The organism is Marinobacter fuscus, from assembly GCF_003007675.1.
Lineage (GTDB): Bacteria > Pseudomonadota > Gammaproteobacteria > Pseudomonadales > Oleiphilaceae > Marinobacter > Marinobacter fuscus.
The window spans coordinates 245,806-252,761 of sequence record NZ_PXNP01000104.1; the positions used below are offsets into that span (position 1 = coordinate 245,806).

The 6,956-nt window shown below is 55.4% G+C and carries 7 protein-coding genes and 1 pseudogene; 6 read left to right on the forward strand and 2 right to left on the reverse strand.

Features of this window, described 5'->3' with window-relative positions:
- The first annotated feature begins 49 nt into the window (after window positions 1-49).
- Entirely contained in the window at window positions 50-1,489 is a 1,440-nt protein-coding gene (locus tag C7H09_RS16840) for a dihydrolipoyl dehydrogenase (protein ID WP_106764888.1), read from the forward strand.
- A gap of 38 nt (window positions 1,490-1,527) precedes the next feature.
- On the opposite strand, the gene C7H09_RS16845 is transcribed toward C7H09_RS16840, so the two are convergent.
- Window positions 1,528-1,815, reverse strand: a complete 288-nt coding sequence (locus C7H09_RS16845) for a DUF2061 domain-containing protein (RefSeq protein WP_106764890.1) — start codon at window positions 1,813-1,815, stop codon at window positions 1,528-1,530.
- A gap of 223 nt (window positions 1,816-2,038) precedes the next feature.
- Here C7H09_RS16845 and C7H09_RS16850 point away from each other — a divergent pair, with 223 nt between their 5' ends.
- The 4 genes from C7H09_RS16850 (at window position 2,039) to C7H09_RS16860 (ending at window position 5,250) form a co-directional block, all read left to right on the forward strand.
- Entirely contained in the window at window positions 2,039-2,512 is a 474-nt protein-coding gene (locus tag C7H09_RS16850) for a Dps family protein (protein ID WP_106764892.1), read from the forward strand.
- Between the two features lie 190 nt (window positions 2,513-2,702).
- Entirely contained in the window at window positions 2,703-4,049 is a 1,347-nt protein-coding gene (locus tag C7H09_RS16855; protein WP_240616628.1) for a choice-of-anchor I family protein, read from the forward strand.
- A gap of 260 nt (window positions 4,050-4,309) precedes the next feature.
- On the forward strand, window positions 4,310-4,489 hold the full coding sequence (locus C7H09_RS20335; RefSeq protein WP_240616629.1) for a hypothetical protein: 180 nt from the start codon (window positions 4,310-4,312) through the stop codon (window positions 4,487-4,489).
- Window positions 4,465-5,250: a porin gene (locus tag C7H09_RS16860; RefSeq protein ID WP_240616630.1), complete on the forward strand. Its 786-nt coding sequence runs from the start codon at window positions 4,465-4,467 to the stop codon at window positions 5,248-5,250. Before C7H09_RS20335 ends, C7H09_RS16860 begins: the two co-directional genes overlap by 25 nt.
- Here the strand turns inward: C7H09_RS16860 and C7H09_RS16865 are convergent.
- Window positions 5,245-6,561 (reverse strand): SAM-dependent methyltransferase, encoded by a 1,317-nt coding sequence (locus tag C7H09_RS16865; RefSeq protein WP_106764894.1) that lies wholly within the window; start codon window positions 6,559-6,561, stop codon window positions 5,245-5,247. The genes C7H09_RS16860 and C7H09_RS16865 overlap by 6 nt on opposite strands.
- A 241-nt stretch (window positions 6,562-6,802) precedes the next feature.
- On the opposite strand from C7H09_RS16865, the pseudogene C7H09_RS20340 reads away from it, so the two are divergent.
- Window positions 6,803-6,956: pseudogene (locus C7H09_RS20340) on the forward strand (IS5/IS1182 family transposase); the annotation flags it as partial.

A 6,956-nucleotide genomic window follows, 5' to 3' on the forward strand; every position in this document is an offset into this window, starting at 1 on the left:
CCCCGTCCGCGGGTGGACGTTGCTGCGGGTAGTTTATTCAGGAGGCAGCATGGACAAGCGTGAAGTGGATGTGGCCATTATCGGTGCCGGCACCGCTGGCATGGTGGCTTATCAACGGGTACGCAAGATGACTGACCGGGTGGTGTTGATAGAGGGTGCGCAGTACGGCACCACCTGCGCGCGGGTAGGCTGTATGCCCAGCAAACTGTTGATTGCGGCAGCCGAGGTCGCCCATACCCTGGCGGAGGCCGGTCAGTTTGGTGTTCGGGCAGAGTCCACCCGTATTGACGGCCTTCAGGTGATGGCCCGGGTGAGGCAACAGCGGGATCGTTTTGTTCAGTCGGTGGTTCGCTCCATCGAATCGGTGCCATCGGCCCATCGGTTGGTGGGGCATGCCCGGTTTATAGATAGCCATCGCCTGATTGTCGGCGAGCATACAGAAGTCCGGGCCGATCGCATTGTGATTGCGACAGGCTCACGGCCCGTCATTCCCGGCCCCCTGAAAGATGCACGGGATCGCCTGGTGGTGAACGATGATGTGTTTGACTGGCAGGATTTACCCTCGTCGGTGGCGGTATTCGGGCCGGGCGTGATTGGCCTGGAGTTGGGCCAGGCACTGAGCCGCCTGGGTGTCGATATCCGCCTGTTCGGGGTCAGCGGTGGTATCGGCAGTATCCGTGATGAGGTGGTTCGGGACTATGCCTTACAGACATTCCAGCGGGAATTTCCGTTCAGCCCCCGGGCGGAAACCCGACAGATTGAGCGCACCGAACAAGGGGTGCGGGTAGTCTGGCTTGAAGATGGCCAGCAGCACGAGCAGACCTTTGATTGCCTGCTGGCGGCCACCGGCCGAAAACCCAACGTTGATCATCTGGATATCCAGAACGCGGGCATTGAGTTGGATTACCGGGGCGTCCCTTTGTTTGACCCACACACTTTGCGCTGTGGTGATAGCCACATTTTCATTGCCGGTGATGCCAACAATCATCGGCCGTTGCTGCATGAGGCGGCAGATGAAGGCCGCATTGCGGGCGACAATGCCGCCGCCTGGCCAGAGGTGACGGCCGGGGCCAGAAAAACACCCATGTCGGTGGTTTTTACCGACCCTCAGATTGCCAGTGTCGGCCAGGATCTCCAGCAGCTGGCGACCCGGGGCCAGGGTTGTGTCGCGGTGGGCCATGTGTCGTTTGAGGATCAGGGGCGCAGCAAGGTGATCGCCCGCAATCAAGGCCTGTTGCGGGTGTATGGTGAGCATGGTTCGGGGCTGTTACTGGGTGCCCAGATCTTTGGGCCGGCGGCGGAACATCTTGCGCATTTGCTGGCCTGGAGCATCGAAAAACGGATGACGGTCAGCGATATGCTGGCGATGCCCTTTTACCACCCGGTGATTGAGGAAGGTCTGAGAACCGCGTTAAAAGAACTGAACAATCAGCTGTCGATCGGGCCGGTGCCCGGTGACGGTTGTTTCGATTGTGGCCCGGGAGGTTGACCGGGGAGTTATCCCCCGGGCCAGGCTTTGCGCGGGTTTTATTGATTGATCGCAGGATGAAACCTGGAGTTTTGCTGTAAGTTAATGTTTTTACGGGTTGAAGAACGTTGTCTTCGGGCCCATATTTTTTCATGGAAAAAGTAGGCAACCGTGTTGATGGCGGGCTCCACCATGGCAATCAGGCTACCGATTAACAGATCACCGGTCAGCAGGTAAGCGACGGTAAAGGCCACCGTAAAGTGGGTGATCGCAAAAGTGATTGTTTTTAGAAGTGATTGGTCGCCGTGGGCGCCGTGGTTATGAACGAATACTTTCAATGCACTCATAGCTGTCTCCGAGGGATGGCCGAGGCCTTTGAGATGATTGAAACGTAAGTGAGAGTCATTAACAAATAGAGTTTAGTGTTGCCTTTTATAGGTTTTGTTTATTGAATCTTTCAGTTAAGTTTTGAAATTGCTATCGCGAGCATTAAATAAACAAACTGGCCCCGTTTGAACGAGCGGCCTAAAGTGTTCGGTAGTCAGTCCAAAATCAATCCAGGAGGATGACATGGGTAAGAACTTTATCGGTCTCGATACGGAAAAAACACAAGCTCTGGCGGGCGCGCTTAACGAACTGCTGTCGAACTACCAGATTTTCTACATGAACGTGCGCGGCTATCACTGGAACATCAAAGGCGAGAATTTCTTTGAGTTGCACGCCAAATTTGAAGAGCTGTACGACGACCTGCTGCTGAAAATCGACGAAGTGGCAGAGCGGGTTCTGACCCTGGGGCATCGGCCAGCCCACGCCTACAGCAGCTACATCGAGTCCTCTGACATTCCGGAGCGCAAAGACGTTTCCGATGGTAAGGAGGCGGTGGCCAACATTGTCGAGAGCTTCGGCAAACTGATCGCCAAACAGCGTAGCTTGTTGAACCTGGCGGGAGACGCAGAAGACGAGGGCACCGCAGCCCTGATGAGTGACTACATCTCTGAACAGGAAAAGACGGTTTGGATGTACCGTAGCTACCTGGGGCAATAATTCCGGTTTTCAGAAAACCTGACACAAAGACCATTTACAATGGCGGCATTTTTGCCGCCATTGTTTTATCTGTGTAACGGGGCTGTCGTTTTTCTGACGCTGCCCTGTCATCTGTTTGCCATAGCGTTGGGCGTCACGGTTACTCTGATGACGCAACCCGAGGTAAACATGAATTTTCAGCGTACACTTCTTGGATCTTTACTTTTTTCCGCCGCGGCTGGTCTGGCCGCCTGCGCCACCGGCCCCGGTTCCGGCCAACCAAACAGTGTTGCCGGGCCCCTTTCTGACCAAAGCCGGTGAGGTTACTGTGGGCGCTCTGCCGGATATGGTCACCTTCACCCGGGATGGCAGGAAACTGCTGGTTGCCAACGAAGGCGAACCGAGCGACGACTACACACGCGACCCGGAGGGCTCTGTCAGTGTGATTGACCTGGCCGATGGCATGCAGCGAGCAACCGTCAGAACAGCAGACTTTCGCGCTTTTAACGGCCGTGAATCAGCCCTGCGCGAGGCAGGGGTTCGTATCTTTGGCCCCGGAGCATCGGCCGCGCAGGACTTTGAGCCGGAGTTCATTGCGATTTCAGCCGACAACACCCGTGCCTGGGTAGCTCTTCAGGAAAACAATGCCGTTGCCGTACTCGACATCGAGAATGCCCGTATTCTGGATGTGCTGCCATTGGGCTTCAAAGACCACGGTATGCTCGGCAATGAACTGGATGCCAGTAACCGGGATGGCGGTATTCATCTTCGCAATTGGCCGGTTAAAGGCATGTATATGCCTGACGCCATGGCCAGCTACAGCTATAACGGAAGAACTTACTACATTACTGCCAATGAGGGGGATGCGCGGGATTACAGCGGTTTCAGTGAAGAATACCGGGTCAAAGACCTGAAGTTGAGCGAGGCGTTCGGAACTCCGGCCCAGCGTAAAGCCTTGCAGCTTGACGCCAATCTGGGGCGCCTGAAAGTGACTTCCACCCTTGGGGTAGTCAACGATTGTGACCCTGTCACCACCACCCGCGTAGAGCAGGACTGTCTGTACGGCGAGCTTTTCAGTTACGGTGCCCGGTCTTTCTCTATCTGGAACGATCAGGGGCAGCGTGTATTTGATTCCGGGAACGACTTCGAGCGTATTACCGGCAGCCTGATTCCGGAGGGTTTTAACGCCACGAACGATGAAAACGGTGTCGATGACCGTTCAGACGACAAGGGGCCGGAGCCGGAGGCCGTGGTTGTTGGTGAAATTAACGGCCAGAACTTCGCATTTATCGGCCTGGAACGTGTTGGTGGCATCATGGTGTATAACGTGACAAACCCCCAGAACCCGCAGTTTGTTCAGTATCTGAATAACCGGGATTTCCATGCCGACCAAGAGGCCGTTGAGCCTGGCAAGGCGGGGGATCTTGGTCCTGAAGGCCTGGCCTTTATCTCTGCCGCGGACAGCCCCAATGGACAGCCGATGCTTGCCGTGGGTAACGAGGTAAGCGGCACCACAACGCTTTACGGTATTGATGTGGTGAGTCGTCCGGTTCGCTGATAGGCGGCATTCTCTCACCCTTGAAGCCGCACCTTGGGTGCGGCTTTATTTTTTGTTTGCCCACAGGTGAAAAAGTCTCGTTTTGACAATGACTTGTCATAGACCTGTCACACCTCTCGCCCATAGTGTCCTCTCGATTGAGTTAACGCCTGTGCCGGGTATGCCCCGGCCTTTTTGGTGCGTTGGCGAAAACGCGGGATTGCCGGATTGGTTCCAGTAACCGTTGAATATCAATACAAACTGAGCGTGGAGTTGTAAAAATGAAGAAGCTTCTTCTGGCTGTTGTTGCGTCTGCCGTTGCCGCAGGTTCTGTGAATGCTGCGACTGTCTATGAAAAAGACGGTTTTACCTACAAGCTAAACGGCGATTTCCAGGTGCAGCTGCGTAAAAAATTGGCGATGACACCAGTGAATATGTGGATTATGACGATCTGGAGCTGAAAAACTACGTCAGCTATGACCTGGGCAACAGTATGAAAGCTTTCGGTCGTCTGGATTTCGACTTCAAGGATCACGCCAATGGCAAAGACGTGGATGAGCCTATTGAGGAGGCTTACGTGGGCATCGGCTACGGGGTGGCAACCTTTACTCTCGGCAAACAGAATTTTGCATCGGACGAGTTCGGCGTTGTCGAGGCCTACGAAACACCGCTGGATGACGATCAGTTTGATTCTGTGAAAACGGACGGTGACGATACTTTCCGCGTTGATGTGGAACTTGAGAAGGTATACCTCGCTGCTTCCTATGAGCTGGAGGCTGAAGACAAGAACGGGATTACCGGAGAGTTCTTCGATCTGTTTGCGTCCACTGGCATTGCCGGCCTGGAGCTGGCTGCAGCTTTCCAGCGCAATACGCCGCTGGGGCAGGATGAAAGAAATACCTGGGGTGTTAGTGCGGGCTACGATTTTGGCCTGTTTGGCCTGGCCGCAGACTACAGTGTGACCGATGACAGCAATACCGACCTTGAAACTACCCTGTACAACGTTGCTGCAACCATAGACGTTACCAGTACCACTGCCGTGGCGCTCGGTATGCAAAATCAGGAGCAGGACAACAGCGATGATGTGACGGCCTGGTACGCGAACGTGACTTACAAGTTCCCGACTGCCAAGAACGTTAGTGTGTTCGCTGAAGTTGCCGATACCGACGAAGACAATGCCGATATGGGCTCGTTGGTGAGTAAGCCGCCACGGGGTTCATAGGCCTTCGGGGGTGGCTGGAAAAACATACAGATCCTGACGACTATACGGAATGTCGTTATTGTTGCTGTGGCTGAAGACCACCTGAAACAGCTGCAGTGATCCGGAGCGAAAGCCTGCAATCAAGCCCGCGAGGTACAGTTGCCAGGAGCGGGTAACCTGCTCGTTGTACATGGCCGTTATCGTCTCTCTGTGGCGGTCAAATCGCTCGAGCCAGTGGCCGAGCGTCTGTGCGTAGTGCAGTCGCAGATTTTCAACATCCAGTACCGAGAAGTCATTGTGTTCACAAATTTCAATAAACTGACCGATGCTTGGGGGGCAGGCGCCGGAAAAGATCCGATCCTCTATCCAGGTATTCATGGCCATGGGGCGGTTGCGGCCAATGCTGTGTAAAAGGGCAAGGCCACGCGGGTTCAGGCAACACTTGATAAGATCCGACAGCTGAGCATAATGATTCTGGCCGAGCTGTTCCAGCAGGCCGACCGACACGAAAGCGTCGTAATGGCCGTGAATGTTCAGATAGTCGTCGTTAACGTAGGTTATGAGGTGATCCAGCCCCTGTTTCCGAGCTTCGGCTCGGGCGTATTGGGTCTGCTCCCGGGAACGGCTATAGGCATAGACCCTTGCTCCGTAGTGGCGCGCCATGTATCTGGACAGTCCGCCCCAGCCACAGCCAGCCTCCACAACAGACATGCCGGGTTTGAGTCTGAGCTTGCGGCAGATATGTTCCAGTTTCGCCAGTTGTGCTTGCTCCAGGCTATTCTCTGGCCTCTCGTAGTAGGCACAGGTGAATTGCATGGCTGCCTGATCCAGCCACAGCTCATAGAACCGGCTGCCCGGGCTGGCATGGTGATCAAGGCTTGCCCGTTCCCCATCAACATGGCCCGGCCTCTGGCTTTGGGTGCGCCATAACGCCCCCAGCCAACGCGGCCAGCGTTGGCGCGCGGTACGAATGGACTGGCAGAGGGTTTCTGTCAATTGTGCCAGATCACCCTCCACCACCAGTTGCCCGGAAATGTACAGATCCCGGAACGCCAGGTTTGGATTTGCCACAAGTGCATAGAGGGCTCTGGGGTCCATCAGCCAAAGGGTAAAACGGGCTTCCCGGCCCTCGGGCTCTACCACATCATCGTTCCATAGCCGGAACCGGACGGGCGGGTGACCGGCTACCCGCATCATTTTGGCAATCAGCCAGCGCTCATGGTTGTAGGGCTCACGGCCCGGCTTGCCGGTGGGTGCAGGGCCCGCGAGTGCTTCATGTGCGGCGCTGGCCCGGTGCCGGGCAGCAGGTTTGCGGGCAGGGCTGAGTGCCATCGGACAAATTCTCCCGAAAATCTGTACGCTGATGCTACAAATAGTGTGCTAAGTGTTGCTTGTTCGGGAATTAGTATAGAAAAGCTTTGAGATTTGTCAGGTTCCGGTGGCGCAGTGGGTAAAAAAGAAAGGGCGGCACCTGGCCGCCCCGGTAGAGTGGGAAACTTGCCCTAGGAGTCTGCGCGGCAGAAGCCCGTTTCTGGCATAATAGACCGAAATTTTTTCGGCAAGAGGACGTCTGATGGGAACCACTTTCCGCCCGTACTCGCCCGACCAGGAATTGCTCCTTCCCCCAAGCCTGAACGAGTGGCTGCCTGATGGCCACCTGGCCTATTTTGTCAGTGATGTTGTCGAGGAGCTGGATTTGAGTGCGTTTTACGCCCGCTACGAAGGCA